Source organism: Flavobacterium collinsii (assembly GCF_902804485.1).
GTDB classification, from domain to species: Bacteria; Bacteroidota; Bacteroidia; order Flavobacteriales; family Flavobacteriaceae; genus Flavobacterium; species Flavobacterium collinsii.
The window spans coordinates 1-297 of record NZ_CADCST010000128.1; the positions used below are offsets into that span (position 1 = coordinate 1).

Annotated in this window: 1 protein-coding gene; it reads right to left on the reverse strand. The window is 42.1% G+C overall.

Annotated features, from left to right (window positions below; genetic code table 11):
- The coding region (locus FLA105534_RS20565; RefSeq protein ID WP_173967961.1) for a phosphopantetheine-binding protein at nt 1–297 on the reverse strand (297 nt) is incomplete at both ends.

Below are 297 nucleotides of genomic sequence, written 5' to 3' on the forward strand. Positions count from 1 at the left end.
TTGTAGGCCTCGTTCCCGCCTTCAAACTGACTCAGTATCCATAAACGATGCTGAGATGAGGTTAGAACATAGTCTTCCTGCTCTTCTGCTTTGGGTATGGCGGTAAAAGCTCCCGCTTCCAGTTTGGAAATGATTCCTGTGATGGTAGGATTTAAAAAGACGTCTTTTACGCTTATTTGATAGCCCAGCTGACGGTTAATTTTATTGGCTACTAAGATGACTTTTAAGCTGTGACCACCCAATTCGAAGAAATTGTCTGTGATGCCAATGTTTTTTATGCCCAATATTTCTTCCCAG